The organism is Stenotrophomonas sp. CCNWLW57, assembly GCF_037203925.1.
In the GTDB taxonomy this organism is placed as follows: Bacteria; Pseudomonadota; Gammaproteobacteria; order Xanthomonadales; family Xanthomonadaceae; genus Stenotrophomonas; species Stenotrophomonas rhizophila_A.
Genome location: NZ_JBBCBJ010000003.1, coordinates 285,741 through 301,547, shown reverse-complemented (window position 1 = coordinate 301,547; position 15,807 = coordinate 285,741). Strand labels below are relative to the sequence as shown.

The window sequence follows — 15,807 nt, the reverse complement described above, 5'->3', positions numbered from 1 at the left end:
TCAGCCCTCCGGCCGCGTAGACGGGCCCGGGCGCAGGCGCTCCATCTCCGCCAGGCGCCGTTCGAGTGCATCTACCCGCTGCTGCCACGCAGACGCGTCCACGGGGGTGGGCAGGTCCGGTTCGACCGGCTCCACCCGGGCATCGTGCAGGGGCGCCAGTGCGGCGTCGCCGTGTCCGTGGTCGATCTGGTCGGTGCCATAGGCCAGCTTGTGCAGCACCGGGCGGGTATAGGCCCACAGCCACGCCAGCGGCCACAACAGGCCACCGAACAGCAGTGACAGCAGGCACAGGGTCTTGATCGCATCCAGCTGCGGGTGGTGGCGCTTGTGCGCGATCTTCTCGGGCAGGATGTGCACCATCCAGAACACTGCAATCAGGACCACCGGCACTACCACCAGGGCCAGCCAGGCGATCACGTTGGCCGCCGTATCCAGCGCCTCGCCACTGAGGAAGGAGGCGTGCGCATCGGGGGCTGCGCCGAGCAGCAGGGCGGGCAGCAGCCACGTGGCGGCTGAACCAACGACGGAACAGCGGGGACGGTTCATGGGGACTCCGGCCGACTGCGCGGGGGGGAGGGAGGGTTTCGCGCGCAGCGTTCGATCGCCGCCTGCGTGGCGTTGATCAGCGCATCGCCATCCACGGGTTTGCACAGGTACGCGTCGGCGCCCCCGGCCAGCGCCTGGTGGCGGCTGGCGGCACTGTCGTCGGCGCTCAACACGACCACCGGGATCGCCAGCTGCTGGGCGCGCAGCGCGGCCTGCACCTCGAATCCGCTGGGGCCGGGCATGCGCAGGTCCAGCACCACGCAGTCGGGCAGGCTGCTGGCCGCATGGCGCAGGAACTCCGACCCCGATTCGTAGGCCAGCACGTCGTACCCGGCCGAGCGAAGCAACCGGCGCAGTGCAAGCCGCACGTCGTCTTCGTCGTCGACCACCGCAACCACTGGCGCTCGCTTGGTCATTGGCGGTCAAGATCGCCTGTGCCGGACACGGCCAGCAATTGGCCCTTGGCCCCATGCCGGCGGAACAACCGGTAGTTTTGCTGGCTTGGCTGCGTAGTTATGCGGATGACCATGAGCAGGCCGAGGGCTAGGCTGGAAGCCAATTCACTGCCCGGAGTGTCGTGTGATGAAAGCCTTTGCGATCGCGGTCCTCGCCACCTCGCTGGTGGCCTGTGCCACCACGCCAACCGTTCACACCGACTTCGATCCGGGGGCGAACTTCGCCTCGTTCAAGACCTACAGCTGGGCGATGAAGCCGCAGGGCGGCTCCCCGCTGATCACCCAGCGCATCGTGGACGGCATTGACTCGCGGCTGGCGGCCCGTGGCTGGCGGCAGACCCCCAGCGACGGCGACGTCGCGCTGGCCGCGCATATCGTGACCAGCCAGCGCCAGACCCTGGACACCTTCTACCGCGGCAGCAACATGGGCGGTTGGGGCTGGCGCGGCGGTGGCTGGGGCGGTGGCATGGGAATGGGCAGCGCGACCACCACGGTGCGCACCTATGACGTGGGCACGCTGGTGGTGGACATGTTCGACGCGCGCAGCAGGCAGGCGGTCTGGCGCGGCACGGCCAGCGCCACGGTGCCGAGCTCGCCGGAGCGGGCCAACGCGGCGGTGGAAGCGGGCCTGGACAAGCTGTTCGCCGGCTTCCCGCCGGGCAGTGCACCGGCCCGCTGAACCGCTGCCGGTAAACCACGTTTCACCGCGCGGCGCCGCACCGGGGTCCATCCCTCCCACCGGCCCGGCGCCGCGCACTTTCATAGAGGTGGCCCTTGGCGATTCCCACGCCTGCGCGCATGCCCCTGCTGCTGGCCTGCCTGCTGGCACCGGGTGCCGCCCTGGCCGCCGAGCCGGAGGCGACCCTGGACGGCACGCAGTGTGGTCACCGCGACAGCGGGGACCCGCGGCCGCGCATCGGCGTGGCGCTGGGCGGTGGCGGTGCACGCGGTATCGCCCATGTGCGCATCCTGCGCCAGCTCGAGGCGCTGCATATTCCGGTGGACTGCATTGCCGGCACCAGCGCCGGCGCGCTGGTCGGTGCGCTGTATGCCTCCGGCAAGACGCCGGCGCAGATCGAGCAGGTGGTGCTGGATACGCAGTGGATGGCGATGTTCAGTGACACCCTGCCGCGCCGCGAGCGTTCGCTGCAGCGCAAGGCCGACGACTACCAACAGCTGGCACCGATCGGGATCGGGCTGGGCGGGCAGGGCAAACGGGTGCAGATCTCCGGCGGCATGTCGCAGGGCGAGCGGCTGATCGCGTTGTTCGAGACTGCCACCGGCGGCAGCCGGGTCACCGGTGATTTCGACGACCTGTCCATTCCGTTCCGGGCGATCGCCACCGACCTCAACACCGGCGAAGCGGTGATCCTGGACCACGGCAGCCTGCCAATGGCGATGCGCGCCAGCATGTCGTTGCCCGGCATCTTCCGGCCCATCACCATCGATGGGCGCGTGCTGCTTGATGGCGGTGTGTCCAACCAGGTTCCCATCGACGTGGTGCGGGCGATGGGCGCCGACCGGGTCATCGCGGTGGACGTGGGCACGCCGCTGAGCGCGCTCGACCGCGACGCCAGCCTGGTGGACGTGATCGGGCAGCTCAGTGGCTTTTTGACCACGCGCAATGCCCAGCGCCAACTGGATACGCTGGGCCCGCAGGATCTGCTGATTGCACCCCAGCTTACCGGCAAGGTGGCCACCGGCGATTTCGACAAGGCGCCCGAAGCGCTGGCGATCGGTCAAGAGGCCGCTGACCAGGCGGCCCCGGCGCTGCGTGCCTTCTCGCAACCGGCGCCGGTGTACCAGCGCTGGTACGCCACCCGCGAAACGCGCGCCGCGCCCTCGGCTCCGGCGCCCATCGCCTACATCGAGGTCCGCAACCACACCGGTTATGCCGATGAGCTGCTGTTGTCCTACCTGCCGGTGGAACTCGGCAAGCCGCTGGACAGCAAGGCCATGCAGGAAGGCGTGCTGCGTGCGTACGGCATGGATACCCTGGCCAGCATCAGCTACGAGCAGGACCGCCGCGACGACGGCCAGGTCGGGGTGGTGATCACCGCGTATGAGAAGCCCAACGGCCCGATCTACCTGGAGGCCGGCTGGACCCTGAGCAACGACCTGGATGGCAACCACGAAAGCAACCTGCGCGCCGGCCTGCTGTTCGCGCCGCTGTCGCCGTATGGCGCCGAGGCGAGGGTGACCCTGCAGGTGGGCAGCGAACCGGCGATACGCGGGAGTTACTACCATCCCTTCGACGTGGGCAACCGCTACGCGTTCGAAGCCCTGGGCGGTTACGAAACGCGCAGCTTCAACGTGTTCGACGACGCGGGCAACAAAACCTCGCGCTACCGGGTCAGCCGCACCGGTGCGGGCGTGGACCTGGTGCGCAATGTGTCCAACGTGCTGTCGGTACGCGCCGGCGTCGAGCGATACACCGGCAGTGCGCGGATGGACATCGGCTCGCCCCGGGTGCCGCGCACCGATTTCGACGACGGTGGGCTGACCGCCCGCGTCACGTACGACAACATCGACAGTCTGTACTTCCCGCGCGACGGCTTCCTGGTCAACCTCGGCACTTACCAGTCGAGGGAGGCCCTGGGTGCCGATACCCGCTTCGGCCAGATCGACCTGGATGCAGTGGGCGCGTTTCCGTTCGGACGCAGCGCGGTGCAGCTGGGCCTGCGCTACCACGTGACCTCCGCGGGCACCGCACCGGTACAGAGCCTCTATCGGTTGGGCGGGCGCTGGCGGCTGGCCGGGTTCCAGCACAACCAGCTGACCGGCCAGGACTATGCGCTGGGATTTGCCGGCTACACCTATGAACTGGGCAAGGTGCTGGGCCGGTCCGCGCAGGTCGGTGGCACGGTGGAGTATGGCAATGCCTGGCAGCGCCGTTCGGACATGTCGATCAGCGATGGCATCTGGAACGGCAGCCTGTTCCTGGGCTTCGATTCGTGGATCGGGCCGCTGATCTTCGGCCTGGGCATGCGCGAAGGCGGCGATCGGGTGGTGTTCATCGAGTTGGGGCAGTCGCTTTGATGGGGTGCGGTGTTACAGCACCTGGGAAAGAATGACCGCAAGGGCCCCGATCCAGCACACCAGGACGAACCATGCCAGCACGGCGTTGGCGCTGATGCCGCGCTTGCGCACCGCCAGGCTGACCACGAGCGCGGCCACCAGCGGCACGATGAACAGGCAGAGGAACCAAAACCAGGGATGGGCTTGCATGTCGGCACCTGCAGGAAGTGGCGCGGGGGGCTATTCCGGGAACACCAGCGTCACGATGAAGCGGGCGCTCCAGCGGTTTGCATACTGCGGCCGGTCCACGTTGTAGAAGCCGCCGGCGCCGACGCTGATCGGGGTTCTGCCCAGGTGCAGCACCTTGGACACGGTGGCACCCAGCGGCACCGTCCACGCATTGCCGCTGTCGGCCTTCCAGTTATAGCTGGTCTCCGAGGTCATGCTGACCGACCAGCCGGCGGGCAGGTTGCGGGTCACGAACGGCTGCACGCTGGTGCTGCTCACATCGTCGCGGTCGCTGTCGCCGGCAATCGACCAGACATGGTTGGCCAGCGCGCCGACCGTCCAGTTGCGCGTCTTGTGCACCAGGATGAACGCCGGGCCGAGCGAATACCTGCCACTGCCCAGGCTGTCGTGGGAGGCGGTGTCGAGCAATGCGGCGGCACCAAAGCCGAACTCCGTGCCACGCGCTTCAGACGCGGTCTTCGGAATGTAGTAACCCTGCACGAACAGGTCGCCGATGCCGCTGCGGTCCTGGGGGTACTGGTTCCACTGGATCGGCAGGATCGGCCTCAGGATGAACTTGCCGTGCTCGCCGACAAAGGGGATCACCGGCTGGATCTTGAGCTGCTGGTTGTGGAAGTCGCCGCTTGGGCCGACCGAGCCGAGGTAGTTGTACTGGAACGGCACGGAGATGAGCGCCGCACCGGGATCGGCCAGCTTGCGCGCGATGTCATCGGTGGACGAGGCCGCGGGCGCGTTCTGCGCGCCCGCACCCGCGCACGCCAGCACGCCACCGATCACGGTGACGGCCATGGCGAGACGGCAGTTCATCGCGGCGCGTCCACGACGATGTACTGCACCGTGGTCCCCACGTAGCGCGGCTGGTACCAGCCGTTGCTGCACTGCTGGTAGCCGATGCCGTCCACGACCACGGTGCTGCAGTCGACCGGCAGCGAATACACCACCGAGCCTATCGCAGCAGCGGTCAGCGCCACTCCGGCGGTGACGGCGGCGGCATCCCAGAACGGGTGGTCCCAGTACGGTGGCGGAGGCGGAGGCGGAGGCGGATACGGGCCGGGCCCGGGGTGTGGCCCAGGTCCAGGATGGGGGCCGGGACCCGGGCCGGGACCAGGTCCAGGTCCAGGTCCAGGTCCAGGTCCAGGTCCAGGCCCAGGGCCGGGATGCGGTCCAGGACCCGGGCCAGGACCGGGGCCAGGGTGGGGGCCAGGACCCGGGTGTGGGCCCGGGCCGGGTCCCGGTCCCGGAGCTGGTCCCGGATGCGGGCCGGGCCCGGGATGCGGCGCGAAACCGCCGTGGCCGCCGCCGGCAAACCCGCCACCGAACCCGCCGTGGCTGGCGATCGACGGATGCGCGAAGCCGCGCAGCCCGGGGCGGCCCTGTGCGTCGGCGCTGGCCAGCAGGCCGGCAGTGGTGGTGCAGACCAGCGCGGCAAGCAGCGCGGTGCGCAGCGAAGTCGTGGCAGCCATGTCAGAGCCCTCCCTTGTCGTCGGCATCGCCGGCCTGTGCCACCGGGACGAACGCGATCCGTGTGGCGCCGTCGGGGCGGAACACCAGCTCGTTGGCGGACACGGCACGGCGGGTGTCCCACTTCAGCGTGGCCTGGTAGTCGGGCAGGGCGGGATCGGCGTGGCTGGTGATCAGCAGTTGCCGCGGCAGGTGGGTGGCATCGGAAATCCAGACCTGCCAGTCCACCCCGGGTTGGCGGAACGCGTAATGGCGGGTCGCTTCGCCGTCCACGCGTTCACTGCCCACGAACAGCGCCGACTCGATCACGTCGGTCGGAAAGCCCGGCGTTCCCCACAGGAACAGGTCCGCCAGCGGGAACTCCACGCCCAGCCGCGTTGCCGAATCGCTGAGCAGCGCCTGGCTGCTGCGGTCCAGGTTCTCCACCGTGGCGTAGTACTTCTGGCGTGGCGAATGAATGGTCAGCGTGTGACCGTCGTAGAACAGCTGGCGATGCTGGTGGTCGCTGCGGACTTCGACGAAGAAACGGTCCGGGCCGAGCACCTTGTAGTCCACCGTGCCGGCCAGCGCGAGCTTCTGTCCGTCATCGAGCACGTAGTCGGTACGCGTGGTGGCGGTCAGCGTGAAATGGGGCAGGGCGCGCAACGCCTTGCCCATGCGGGTCAGTGCGGCCACCGCCTCGGGGTCCACGGTGGCGGATGCGGCCGCGCGCGGCGCAGGTGGCGCGCCGCTGGCCGACTGCCAGGGCAGCGGCGCGGCGATCAGCAGCGCAAGCAGCGGGCACGCAAGGGAATGACGCATGGTGCTCTCCTGTAGGGCGGAACCAGCCACGTGGCCATGCCCTCACTCTGCGCACCCGTACCGGGGCGGACAAGCGGAGTTACACCGAGGCGGCCTAGGTATTTCTACGCAGCCGCGCTCCGCTCATGGAGCGCGCCGGGGATCGCCACCGCCGCTGGCGACCCATGCATCCACTGCCTGCTCCACCACGGTCATCGGCAGCGCGCCGTTGCCCAGCACCAGGTCGTGGAAGGCGCGGATGTCGAACCGATCGCCGAGCTGCTTCTGCGCCTTGGCGCGCAGCGCCAGCAGGCGCAGCTGGCCCATCTTGTAGGACGAGGCCTGGCCGGGCTGCACCAGGTAGCGGTTCACTTCGATGCGCACGTCCGAGGCCTTCATGCCGGTCTTCTGCTGCATGTAGGCGATGGCCTGTTCGGGGGTCCAGCGCTTGCGGTGCAGGCCGGTGTCCACTACCAGGCGCACCGAGCGGAACATCTCGGCCTGCAGCCGGCCGATGTCGCCGGCCGGGTCGTCGCGGTAGACGCCGGCTTCTGCCATCAGCTGCTCGGCATACAGTGCCCAGCCTTCGGAAAACGCACTGGGATTGAGGCTGCGGCGCAGCAGTGGCAGGTCGGTCAGGGTCTGCCCGATCGAGATCTGGAAGTGGTGGCCCGGCGACCCCTCGTGGTAGGTCAGGGTGGGCGTGCTCCAGCGGGTGTTGGAGGCCATGTCACCCAGGTTGATGAAGAAGGTGCCCGGGCGCGAGCCGTCCATCGCCGGCGGGTAGTAGTAGCCGCCGGGCGAGGTGGCCTGCATGTGCGCCGGCACCGGCTGCACCAGCAGCTTCTGCGGCGGCAGGTGGCCGAAGTAGGTGGGCAGCAGCGGGTCGAGGTCACGCAGGCGCTGTTCGATGTCGCCGATCAGTTCCCTGCGGCCGGCATCGCTGTCGGCGTAGCGGTAACGCGGATCGTCGCCCAGGGCCCGGATGCGCTCGGCCACGGTGCCATCGCGCAGGCCGATCTCGCGCAGGCGCGCGTCCATGCTCATTTCCAGGCGCGCCACTTCGTCCAGGCCGATCTGGTGGATGGCATCGGCGCCCAGGTCGGTGCTGGTGTACCAGCGCAGGGCCGCGTCATAGAACGCATCGCCGTGTGGCAGCGCCCACATGCCCTTGTTGCCGGGGTGGGTGGCCTGCAGTGCCTGCACGCGGTCGAGCAGGCGCTGGTAGCCGGGGTTGACCGAATCGCGAACGGCCACGCTCGCCTGTTCGAGCAGCGCGGCGCGCTCGGCGGCGGGAATCGCCTGCAGCTTGTCCAGCTTGCGCTGCAGCGAAGCCACCCACAGGCTGCCCTCCGGGGCCGGTTTGAGCAGCGTGCGGAACTGGCTGGCCGCGCCGGCCAGGGCCAGTTCCGGCGGCACCACGCCCTGCGCGGCCTGCATGTCCACGTTTGCGCGCACCTGGTCCAGCTTGCTGCCCATGGCGTTCAGGCGGGCGATGTAGTGGCGCGCAGTGGTCACATCGGTGACGGCGTGCTGGTTGTCGAAGAACTGCGGCAGGTTCACCGGCAGGCTGAACAACTGGTCCACCGCATAGGTGCTGCCCCCCACCGGCAGCCACGCCGCGGCCCACTGCACCGCCATCAGGTCGATCTGTGCCTGGTAGAACCAGCGCGCCAGACCGTCGCTGAGCTGTTGCTGCGGGTCCAGCGGTGCACCCTTCCAGGCCTTGATCGCGGCCAGGTTGTCGGCCAGGAAGCGCCGGTTGACCTCACGCTGGGCCAGCGACACGTCGGTGAGCCGGTCGGAGGTATCGGCCGCGCCGTCGCCGCTGATCCCAAGCAGGGTTTTCAGTTCGGGATCGGCATTGATCGCGGCCATGGTCTGCGCATCGAGCAGTGCATTGAAGCTCTGCGCGTGCGGCACGCCTGCAGTAGCGGGTGCCGCCTGTGCAGCGGCGGTGACCGGCAACAGCGCGGTGGCGATGGAGAGGCAGAGCAGGGCGGGGACGGCGAGCGTAAACGACGGCACGGGGCGGACTCCTGCAGCGGGCGGGTGCCCCGCAGCCTAAGCCAGTGCGGGCGCCGCGTCAGCTGCGCCGTTCGAAGCCATCGGCGCTCCAGTCCTCGCTGCCCACGCCGTGATGGATCACGAACAGGCCGTCCGGGTCATAGCGCCGCTTGGCCGCCAGCAGGCGAGGGTAATGCGGGCCCCAGAACGACTGCTGCCAGTCGCGCTGGAAGAAGTCGCACTCGGACACATAGGTCGGTGCGCGCGGCAGCACCGCGCGCAGGGCGGCGTAGGAACGCCCGACCCGCGCTGCCCCTTCGCGGGCTTTGGCCTCATCCACCGTTCCGCCACTGCCCGCGTACACCGGGCCACCGGCATTCCCGATCAGCGCCAGCGCGAAGGCATCCAGCACCGCCGGATGGGTCGCGGTGTCGCGGCTGGCGGCGAGGGCGTCGGCCGGGGCGCCAAACAGCCCCTTGTTGCAGTGCAGTTCCACCGGCATGTGTGCGGCCGCCGTGCAGATCGCCGCTGCCGCCGCATCGCGCTGCGCATCGCCAAGCAGCGCCGAGGGCATCCACGCCGACGCATAGCCATGCAGGTACCAGCCCACCTGGCCCTGGTCGCCCTTCCAGAGCATGTGGGTGGCCGGCGCGCCCGCGCGGGTGTCGTCGGCGATCAGCGTCGGGGCATGCTTGCGGAAGAAGTCCGCGTCCCACATGTGCTGGGCGGGCAACGCCAACGCCTGCAGGGGATCGATCACGGTGTATTGCGGGCGCGCGGCCACCCACGCTTCAAACGGGGCCCACACCGCGGCGGCCTGTTCCTGGCTCAGCCCCTGGAACACCATCGACGCCCCGAAGGTGCGATGGCTGTCGAAGCGCAGCTGTTCGCCCCACTGCGGCGTGCACAAGGCATCGCGGCAGAAGCGCAGTACTTCGGCGGCCAGCGCCTGGAAGCTTTCGTCGCTGTCGGCACGTACCTTCATCGACACCCCGCCAAACGTGGCGGGCAGTACATGGGTGCGCAGGGTGATCCGGGTCACCACGCCAAAGCTGCCGGCGCAGCCGCCCTTCAGCGCCCAGAATAGCTCGGGATCCTGGGTCGCGTTGACCACCCGCACGCGGCCGTCGGCAGTGACCACTTCGGCTTCCAGCAGGTTGGCCGCTGCGGTGCCGAAGCCCTTGGAGAAGCTGCCGAAGCCGCCGCCGGTGACCAGACCGGTCACGCCCACCGAGGTGCAGCCGCCGCCCTGGACGTAGCGGCCGCCGCGCGTGGTGACCGCATCGTAGGCATCGATCCACATCGCCCCGGCACCGAGGCTGACCGCCGGCTGCGCGGCCGTGCCGGCGGGTGCGCCCTGTGCCACGAAGGCATCGTGCAGTTCCACCGCGTTCATGGCGCGGGTCCATACCAGCAGCGAATCCGGCGCGCAGGAGGTGCCGTGGTAGCTGTGCCCACCGCCCTTGACCACCAGCCGCAGCCGGTGCCGGCGCGCGAAGTCGACCGCCGCTGCCACATCGGCGCTGTTGGCGGCGGCCACCACCCGCGCGCTGGGCCGCGACAGCCAGGCCCCGTGGTAGCCACTGGTCTGGGTCAACCCAGGCTGGTCGCCGATGAAGAACGGGTTCTGGATCTGCGCCAGTGCCTCGGCGCGGGTGCCGGCATCGCCGAGGAAGGGCGACACCGGGATCGACAACCGTCCACCGACGGCGTTGGAGAGCTGGTCCCATTCGCTGGCAGAGGGCCACCCGGCGGCACCGGGACGGGCACGAGAGAGAGCGTTGCGTGACCCGGTTGAATTGCCTGCGGCCGCTTTTTGAACCAGCGGGAGCAAGGGCAGGGCAAGGCCGGCTTTCAGGCAGTCACGACGTTTCATGGCAGTCACAGGCAAGGGGTGATGAACCCAGCATGTGCCCGTCAACCCTTGCTGTCATTGGGCTGGGGCCGAATGACGGTCACCCGGGACGAATGGCGGCCGCGGGGTGACGTGGGTGTTGGCCGGTTCGCGGTCACGCGGCCCGGATCGACCAGCACGCGGCGGTGAACACCACCCGATCACCCCGCACGAACGGTGCGAACGCGTCGACCACGGTCGACAGCACCCCCTGCCGGACGTCCGGATCCAGCCCTTCGGCGCGCAGTGCCTGTCCGACCGGTCCCAGCAACGACACGTAGGTCGGCAGGGCGTCGCGGGCGATGCTGCATTCCACGTCGAGCGGGGCGATGTCGATGTGATCCCAACCACTGTCATCCAGGATCTTCCGCACGACGCCTGCATCGGCGAACGCAAACTGTCCCGGCCCACCTTCGGCCCGCGCCGGCAGGGTCAGCAGCGACGCTGCCGCGCGCTCGGCGGTGGTCATGAACGGATTATCGGCCGGACTGCGCCAGGCAATGGCATGCAGGCGGCCACCACGCCGAAGCGCCCGCCGCAGGTTGCCGAACGCGCGCACCGGATCATCGAAGAACATCACCCCGAACCGCGACACGATGCGGTCCAGGCTGGCGGGGGCAAAGGGATGCTGCTGGGCATCGCCCACGGTGAAATCGATAGCCTTGCCCGCCGCCAGCGCCCGCTCGCGCGCCACGGCGATCATCGGCGCGGAAATATCCACCCCGCTGCAGCGGCCCTGCGGACCCAGCCGATCGGCAATGGTCAGGCAGAGCGCCCCGGTGCCGCAGCCGACGTCCAGCACGCGCGCATCGGGCTCGGTGGCAATGGGATCGGCAAGAACCGGCTCGAAGCCGGCGAACATGCCGTCGAGCAGCGACTGCGCCTGTACCCAGGCATCGCCGGCCGGGCCGTTCCAGAGGTCGTGCTGCGAAGGCGGGGATGCGGCGTGGGGCATGCTGGGGATTCCGGGAGGATTCCGCGCACTGTGCCACCTCAACCGTGATTGAGGTCAAGCGCCAGGCGGGGCCTGCGCATCACCCCGGATCACCCCATCAACGTCCCGGTCAACAGCTTCACGTTGAGCACCACGATCACCGCGGCAATCACCCAGGCCAGCGTCAACAGCCACCGCGGCGCGACCAGCGTGCCCATCCGTGCCTTGTCACCGACGAACATCACCAGCGGAATCACCGCAAATGGCAGTTGCATCGACAACACCACCTGGCTCAGCACCAGCAGCCGCGCCGTTCCCTGTTCGCCATAGATCGCGGTGACGATCACCACCGGCACGATGGCGATGCCACGGGTCAGCAGGCGGCGCGCCCAGGGCGCGATGCGCAGGCGCAGGAAGCCCTCCATCACGATCTGCCCGGCCAGGGTGGCGGTCACCGTGGAGTTGATGCCCGAGGCGAGCAGCGCCACGGCGAACAAGATCGATGCCAGCCCGACCCCCAGCATCGGCGCCAGCAGCTCATGGGCCTGTTCAATCTCCTGCACATCGGTGCGCCCGTTGGCATGGAACACCGCCGCGGCCAGGATCAGGATCGAGGCGTTGATGAACAATGCCAGCATCAACGCGATGGTGCTGTCGGTCACCGCCCAGCGCAGCGCGCTGCGCCGGCCGCTGTCGGTGCGCGGGTAGGCACGGGTCTGCACGATGGACGAATGCAGGTACAGGTTGTGCGGCATCACCGTGGCCCCGATGATGCCGATGGCCAGGTACAGCGCATGCGGGTTGGTGACCACCTCCGCGCGCGGGATGAACCCGCCCAGCACCGCCTGCAGCGGCGGCGCGGCCAGCGCGATCTGCACCGCGAAGCAGGCGAAGATCACCAGCAGCAGGGCAATCACGAACGCTTCCAGCGCGCGGAAGCCACGGTGCATCAGCCACAGCACCAGCACCACGTCCACGGCGGTGATGATCGCGCCCATCATCAGCGGCAACCCGAACAGCAGCTTGAGCGCGATGGCGGTGCCGATCACCTCGGCCAGGTCGCAGGCGATGATCGCGATCTCGCACAGCACCCACAGGCACAGATTCACCGGTCTGGAGAAATGGTCGCGGCAGGCCTGCGCCAGATCGCGCCCGGTGGCGATGCCCAGGCGTGCCGACAACCCCTGCAGCACGATGGCCATCAGGTTGGAGAGCAGGATCACCGACAGCAGCAGGTAGCCGAACTGCGCGCCACCGGCGATATCGGTGGCCCAGTTGCCCGGGTCCATGTAACCCACCGACACCATGTAGCCGGGGCCCAGGAAGGCCAGCAGCCGGAACCACCAGTGGCCGCCCCTGGGCACGGCCACGCTGGCGTGCATCTCGCCCAGGCTGGGGCGATCGCCGGTGGCCTGCGGCCATGCGCTGGTGGTCGGGGAGGTGGGGTCCGCGCTCATGCGACCGAATATAGCAGAGGCTATGTTATCAAGGTGAGGGCATCGGCCACGAACGCATGCCATGGGTATGCGGCAGGCTGGCCTTCATGGCATCGATGAAGGCGCGCAGCCGCGAGGGCATCTGGCGCGCGGCCGGGTACACCAGATGCACCGGCAATGGCGGCGCCTCCCAGCCGGGCACCAGCTGCACCAGCCGGCCGTCGCGCAGGTCATCGCCCACCAGCCACGCCGACACCACCGCCGCGCCCAGTCCGGACACCGCCGCGCGGCGCGCCACGAACAGGTTGTCGGTGAGCAGGCGCGGCTGGATGTCCACCCGCAGCGCCGGACCGTCATCGGCCGGCAGCAGGGTGAAACGGTCGCGGTAGAAGGTGGTCAGGGCGATCCACGGCAGGCCGGGCAGCAGGGTGGGGTCGCGTGGGTCGGCCGCCTCCAGCAGCGAGGGCGCGGCGATGACGATGCGCGGCACTTCGGCCAGCGGAACCGCCACCAGTTGCGGTTCCTCCACGCGTCCCACCCGGATGGCGCAGTCGATCCCGTCGGCAATGAAGTCCACCGGCTGGTCTTCCAGCATCCACTCCAGCGTGACCTGGGGATGGCGTGCCATGAACTGCAGCATCGGTTCCAGCAGCTGGGCCTGGCCGAAGGCATGTGGCACCACCACGCGCAGGCGCCCGCGTGGCACGTCCACGTCACCACGCAGGTCGGCCTGGATCGCGTCCCAGTCGTCGACCAGGGCCCGGGCGTGCGCATAGCAGCGCTCGCCGTCTTCGGTCAGCGTCATCTGGTGGGTGGAACGCTTGATCAGGTGCAGGCCGAACAGCCGTTCCAGTGTCTGCAGGCGGCGGCTGACGGTGGGCTGGGTGGTGCCGAGCTGTACGGCGGCGGCGGAGAGGCTGCCGCTTTCGACGATGCGGACAAAGGTGGCCAGCAGGTCGATACGGTCCGCACCCGGTGCCGCGGAGGAAGTGCTCATACAACCTTCGTATGATGGATATGTACCGAAGCCTACTACACGCCTTCCTGTGCAAGGAGGATGCTGGCGCCACTTTCTTCAGGCGTGGAGTGGCTCATGTCCAGCGTGCATATTCCGGCGGTCGCCGTCCCCCGGCCTGCGGTGCCGTCGCGGCTGATCGTCGCGATGGCGGCCGGGGCCGGGTTTTCGGTGGCCTCGATCTACTACAGCCAGCCGATGCTGGGCGTCATCGCCAGCGGGCTGGGCAGCGACGCGCAGTCCACGGGCATGGTCCCGACCCTGACCCAGCTGGGCTACGCGTTGGGCATCCTGCTGCTGGCGCCGCTGGGCGACCGGGTCGACCGCCGGCAGCTGATCCTGCTCAAGTCGCTGGTGCTGGCCGCCGCGCTGGCCGGCGCCGCGCTGTCGGGCAGCCTGCCAACCCTGCTGCTGGCCAGCCTGCTGATCGGGTTGATGGCCACCGTTGCCCAGGACGTGGTGCCCTCGGCGGCGATGCTGGCGCCGGAAGCCGAACGCGGCGCGGTGGTGGGCAAGGTGATGACCGGCCTGCTGCTGGGCATCCTGCTGTCGCGCGTGGCCAGCGGGCTGGTCGCCGAGGCCCTGGGCTGGCGGGCGATGTTCGGTATTGCCGCCGGCTCGGTGGTGGTGATGGCGCTGGTACTGGCGCGCGAGCTGCCGCACCTGGCACCGACCACGTCGTTGCGGTATCCGGCGCTGCTGCGTTCGCTGGCCCACCTGTGGCGTGGACAGCCGCAGCTGCGCCGTGCGGTGTTCGCGCAGGGGCTGCTGGCCGTGGGCTTCAGCGCGTTCTGGTCGACGTTGGCGGTCATGCTGCACGACCGCTACCAGCTGGGCAGTGCGGTGGCCGGTGCCTTCGGCATTGCCGGTGCAGCCGGTGCGCTGGCGGCGCCGCTGGCCGGGCGCTGGGCCGACCGGCTGGGCAGCCACGCGGTGGCGCGCATCGCCATCGGGATTGCGCTGCTGGGCTTTGCGATGCTGCTGCTGGATGCGTGGTTGCCGCGGGTGGCCATCGTACCGTTGCTGGCCATCAGTGCGGTGGTGTTCGACTTTGGCTTCCAGGCCGCGTTGGTCTCGCACCAGACGCTGGTCTATGGGCTGGCGCCGGAAGCGCGCAGCCGGCTCAATGCGCTGTTGTTCACTGGGGTATTCCTGGGCATGGCGGCCGGTGGTGCGCTGGGCGCGGTGGTGCTGGCGCACTTCGGGTGGCCGGGCGTGGCGACGCTGGCAACCGTGTCGGCAGGCGCCAGCCTGCTGGTGCGCATGCGCTGAGGCCGCGGTTGCCGGCCCTAGCGGTCGTGGGTGGCGTCGTCCAGGCTGATGATGCCGCGCTTGAGGGCCAGGGTGACCGCGTGGGTCCGGTCGCGGGCCCCGAGCTTTTCCATGATGTTCTTCATGTGCGCCTTCACCGTCTGTTCTGAGATGCGCATCTGTTCGCCGATGCCCTTGTTCGAGCGACCGCTGGCGACGTGGCCCAGCACTTCGGTTTCGCGGGGGGACAGGCTGTCCTCCACCACGTGCGCGGCGATGCTGGCGGCCAGGGTGGCCGGAATGCCGGCGCGGCGGCCGCTGTGCACGGTGCGGATGGTGTCCACCAGTTCGTGGCGCAGCATGTCCTTGAGCAGGTAGCCGCTGGCCCCGGCCTGCAGCGCGCGCACCGCCCGCACATCGCCACGGTAGGTGGTGAGCACGATGATGCGCGCGCGCGGGTCGTGGTGGCGGATGCGGGTGATCGCTTCCACGCCATCCACGCCGGGCAGCTGCAGGTCCATCAGCACCACGTCCGGGTGCAGGGCCAGGTACTGGGCCACGGCCTCCTCGCCATCGGCGGCTTCCCCGAGCAGGCGCATGTCCGGCTGCATGTCCAGCAGGGCAGCCAGGCCATCGCGCAGCAGGGGATGGTCGTCGACCACCAGAATGCCGATCGACGGGGAGGAAGGGGTCATGCGGAATCTCCAGGGTGCGCCGCCAGCGCCAGGCGAGGATTGTCGCAGGCGCGGGGCCGGCTACGC

Annotated in this window: 15 protein-coding genes; 3 read left to right on the top strand and 12 right to left on the bottom strand. The window is 69.4% G+C overall.

The window, feature by feature from the left end; genetic code table 11:
• Together V9K91_RS09230 and V9K91_RS09225 are read right to left on the bottom strand one after the other, a co-directional pair.
• Window positions 1–546, bottom strand: coding sequence for a DUF3302 domain-containing protein (locus V9K91_RS09230; protein ID WP_307106846.1), 546 nt, complete (start codon window positions 544–546; stop codon window positions 1–3).
• Entirely contained in the window at window positions 543–962 is a 420-nt protein-coding gene (locus tag V9K91_RS09225; protein WP_307106847.1) for a response regulator, read from the bottom strand. The genes V9K91_RS09230 and V9K91_RS09225 overlap by 4 nt, the downstream gene beginning before the upstream one ends.
• A 166-nt stretch (window positions 963–1,128) precedes the next feature.
• Between V9K91_RS09225 and V9K91_RS09220 the strand changes: the two genes are divergently transcribed.
• Complete coding sequence (locus V9K91_RS09220; protein WP_336443108.1) at window positions 1,129–1,680, top strand: DUF4136 domain-containing protein; 552 nt, start codon at window positions 1,129–1,131, stop codon at window positions 1,678–1,680.
• Between the two features lie 119 nt (window positions 1,681–1,799).
• Window positions 1,800–4,040 carry a patatin-like phospholipase family protein gene (locus V9K91_RS09215; protein WP_336443107.1) on the top strand — a complete coding sequence of 747 codons (2,241 nt, stop codon included), beginning with the start codon at window positions 1,800–1,802 and terminating at the stop codon, window positions 4,038–4,040.
• Between the two features lie 12 nt (window positions 4,041–4,052).
• Here the strand turns inward: V9K91_RS09215 and V9K91_RS09210 are convergent, their stop codons facing one another.
• The 9 genes from V9K91_RS09210 to V9K91_RS09170 form a co-directional block, all read right to left on the bottom strand.
• Window positions 4,053–4,229, bottom strand: a complete 177-nt coding sequence (locus V9K91_RS09210) for a hypothetical protein (protein ID WP_176472661.1) — start codon at window positions 4,227–4,229, stop codon at window positions 4,053–4,055.
• Window positions 4,230–4,259: 30 nt separating this feature from the next.
• The gene (locus tag V9K91_RS09205) at window positions 4,260–5,075 is read right to left on the bottom strand and encodes a hypothetical protein (protein ID WP_336443106.1); all 816 of its coding nucleotides are present in this window, start codon (window positions 5,073–5,075) and stop codon (window positions 4,260–4,262) included.
• Entirely contained in the window at window positions 5,072–5,239 is a 168-nt protein-coding gene (locus V9K91_RS09200; protein ID WP_167693281.1) for a hypothetical protein, read from the bottom strand. The genes V9K91_RS09205 and V9K91_RS09200 overlap by 4 nt, the downstream gene beginning before the upstream one ends.
• A 493-nt stretch (window positions 5,240–5,732) precedes the next feature.
• Window positions 5,733–6,530, bottom strand: coding sequence for a DUF2092 domain-containing protein (locus V9K91_RS09195; RefSeq protein ID WP_093535792.1), 798 nt, complete (start codon window positions 6,528–6,530; stop codon window positions 5,733–5,735).
• A 123-nt stretch (window positions 6,531–6,653) separates the two neighbouring features.
• A complete protein-coding gene (locus V9K91_RS09190) occupies window positions 6,654–8,537 on the bottom strand; it encodes a DUF885 domain-containing protein (RefSeq protein ID WP_336443105.1) in 1,884 nt (627 codons plus the stop codon).
• Window positions 8,538–8,595: 58 nt separating this feature from the next.
• Window positions 8,596–10,392 (bottom strand): FAD-binding protein, encoded by a 1,797-nt coding sequence (locus V9K91_RS09185; RefSeq protein ID WP_210132689.1) that lies wholly within the window; start codon window positions 10,390–10,392, stop codon window positions 8,596–8,598.
• Window positions 10,393–10,525: 133 nt separating this feature from the next.
• Window positions 10,526–11,365: a class I SAM-dependent methyltransferase gene (locus V9K91_RS09180; RefSeq protein ID WP_336443104.1), complete on the bottom strand. Its 840-nt coding sequence runs from the start codon at window positions 11,363–11,365 to the stop codon at window positions 10,526–10,528.
• A gap of 89 nt (window positions 11,366–11,454) precedes the next feature.
• Window positions 11,455–12,801, bottom strand: a complete 1,347-nt coding sequence (locus V9K91_RS09175; protein WP_336443103.1) for an Nramp family divalent metal transporter — start codon at window positions 12,799–12,801, stop codon at window positions 11,455–11,457.
• A 28-nt stretch (window positions 12,802–12,829) separates the two neighbouring features.
• Window positions 12,830–13,777, bottom strand: a complete 948-nt coding sequence (locus V9K91_RS09170; RefSeq protein WP_336443102.1) for a LysR family transcriptional regulator — start codon at window positions 13,775–13,777, stop codon at window positions 12,830–12,832.
• 96 nt (window positions 13,778–13,873) lie between these two features.
• On the opposite strand from V9K91_RS09170, the gene V9K91_RS09165 reads away from it, so the two are divergent.
• Entirely contained in the window at window positions 13,874–15,067 is a 1,194-nt protein-coding gene (locus V9K91_RS09165; RefSeq protein ID WP_336443101.1) for an MFS transporter, read from the top strand.
• A gap of 17 nt (window positions 15,068–15,084) precedes the next feature.
• Here the strand turns inward: V9K91_RS09165 and V9K91_RS09160 are convergent, their stop codons facing one another.
• Complete coding sequence (locus V9K91_RS09160) at window positions 15,085–15,741, bottom strand: response regulator transcription factor (RefSeq protein WP_068852421.1); 657 nt, start codon at window positions 15,739–15,741, stop codon at window positions 15,085–15,087.
• Window positions 15,742–15,807: the final 66 nt, after the last annotated feature.

Excerpts from the sequence above, each read along its gene's own strand:
- V9K91_RS09220 (WP_336443108.1), top strand. The coding sequence starts at position 1,129 with ATGAAAGCCTTTGCGATCGCGGTCCTCGCCACCTCGCTGGTGGCCTGT.
- V9K91_RS09210 (WP_176472661.1), bottom strand. The coding sequence starts at position 4,229 with ATGCAAGCCCATCCCTGGTTTTGGTTCCTCTGCCTGTTCATCGTGCCG.
- V9K91_RS09205 (WP_336443106.1), bottom strand. The coding sequence starts at position 5,075 with ATGAACTGCCGTCTCGCCATGGCCGTCACCGTGATCGGTGGCGTGCTG.
- V9K91_RS09170 (WP_336443102.1), bottom strand. The coding sequence starts at position 13,777 with ATGAGCACTTCCTCCGCGGCACCGGGTGCGGACCGTATCGACCTGCTG.
- V9K91_RS09160 (WP_068852421.1), bottom strand. The coding sequence starts at position 15,741 with ATGACCCCTTCCTCCCCGTCGATCGGCATTCTGGTGGTCGACGACCAT.
- V9K91_RS09230 (WP_307106846.1), bottom strand. The coding sequence starts at position 546 with ATGAACCGTCCCCGCTGTTCCGTCGTTGGTTCAGCCGCCACGTGGCTG.
- V9K91_RS09225 (WP_307106847.1), bottom strand. The coding sequence starts at position 962 with ATGACCAAGCGAGCGCCAGTGGTTGCGGTGGTCGACGACGAAGACGAC.
- V9K91_RS09175 (WP_336443103.1), bottom strand. The coding sequence starts at position 12,801 with ATGAGCGCGGACCCCACCTCCCCGACCACCAGCGCATGGCCGCAGGCC.
- V9K91_RS09165 (WP_336443101.1), top strand. The coding sequence starts at position 13,874 with ATGTCCAGCGTGCATATTCCGGCGGTCGCCGTCCCCCGGCCTGCGGTG.
- V9K91_RS09185 (WP_210132689.1), bottom strand. The coding sequence starts at position 10,392 with ATGAAACGTCGTGACTGCCTGAAAGCCGGCCTTGCCCTGCCCTTGCTC.
- V9K91_RS09195 (WP_093535792.1), bottom strand. The coding sequence starts at position 6,530 with ATGCGTCATTCCCTTGCGTGCCCGCTGCTTGCGCTGCTGATCGCCGCG.
- V9K91_RS09215 (WP_336443107.1), top strand. The coding sequence starts at position 1,800 with ATGCCCCTGCTGCTGGCCTGCCTGCTGGCACCGGGTGCCGCCCTGGCC.
- V9K91_RS09180 (WP_336443104.1), bottom strand. The coding sequence starts at position 11,365 with ATGCCCCACGCCGCATCCCCGCCTTCGCAGCACGACCTCTGGAACGGC.